Source organism: Amycolatopsis oliviviridis (assembly GCF_014654365.1).
Classification (GTDB): domain Bacteria; phylum Actinomycetota; class Actinomycetes; order Mycobacteriales; family Pseudonocardiaceae; genus Amycolatopsis; species Amycolatopsis oliviviridis.
In genome coordinates this window covers 1-1,287 of the sequence record NZ_BNAY01000026.1, presented here as the reverse complement: position 1 = coordinate 1,287, position 1,287 = coordinate 1, and the positions used below count along the sequence as shown (strand labels likewise).

The 1,287-nt window shown below is 55.7% G+C and carries 1 rRNA gene; it reads left to right on the top strand.

Going from position 1 to position 1,287, the window contains the following annotated elements:
- A 23S ribosomal RNA gene (locus tag IE302_RS42555) occupies window positions 1–1,287 on the top strand; the annotation flags it as partial.

The window sequence follows — 1,287 nt, the reverse complement described above, 5'->3', positions numbered from 1 at the left end:
TAGGCTGAGACGTGATGCGTAGCCGATTGAGGTGAAGTAGAGTGATCCTATGCTGCCGAGAAAAGCCTCTAGCGAGTGCGTGCACGGCCCGTACCCCAAACCAACACAGGTGGTCAGGTAGAGAATACTAAGGCGATCGGGTGAACTGTGGTTAAGGAACTCGGCAAAATGCCCCCGTAACTTCGGGAGAAGGGGGGCCAAACACTCTGAAGTCCCTTGCGGACTAGGGGTGGGTGGCCGCAGAGACCAGCGGAAAGCGACTGTTTACTAAAAACACAGGTCCATGCGAAGTCGCAAGACGATGTATATGGACTGACGCCTGCCCGGTGCTGGAACGTTAAGAGGACCGGTTAACCCCTTTGGGGGTGAAGCTGAGAATTTAAGCGCCAGTAAACGGCGGTGGTAACTATAACCATCCTAAGGTAGCGAAATTCCTTGTCGGGTAAGTTCCGACCTGCACGAATGGCGTAACGACTTTCCGGCTGTCTCAACCACAGGCCCGGCGAAATTGCACTACGAGTAAAGATGCTCGTTACGCGCGGCAGGACGGAAAGACCCCGGGACCTTTACTATAGTTTGGTATTGGTTTTCGGTTCGGCTTGTGTAGGATAGGTGGGAGACTGTGAAGCTGGCACGCTAGTGTTGGTGGAGTCGTTGTTGAAATACCACTCTGGTCGGATTGGGAATCTGAACCTCGGACCATGATCTGGTTCAGGGACAGTGCCTGATGGGTAGTTTAACTGGGGCGGTTGCCTCCTAAAGAGTAACGGAGGCGCCCAAAGGTTCCCTCAGCCTGGTTGGCAATCAGGTGTTGAGTGCAAGTGCACAAGGGAGCTTGACTGTGAGACAGACATGTCGAGCAGGGACGAAAGTCGGGACTAGTGATCCGGCACCACCTGGTGGAAGGGGTGTCGCTCAACGGATAAAAGGTACCCCGGGGATAACAGGCTGATCTTGCCCAAGAGTCCATATCGACGGCATGGTTTGGCACCTCGATGTCGGCTCGTCGCATCCTGGGGCCGGAGTAGGTCCCAAGGGTTGGGCTGTTCGCCCATTAAAGCGGCACGCGAGCTGGGTTTAGAACGTCGTGAGACAGTTCGGTCCCTATCCGCCGCGCGCGTAGGATACTTGAGGAAGGCTGTCCCTAGTACGAGAGGACCGGGACGGACGAACCTCTGGTATGCCAGTTGTCACGCCAGTGGCATGGCTGGTTGGCCACGTTCGGAAGGGATAACCGCTGAAGGCATCTAAGCGGGAAGCCTGTTCCAAGATGAGGTATCCCACCCC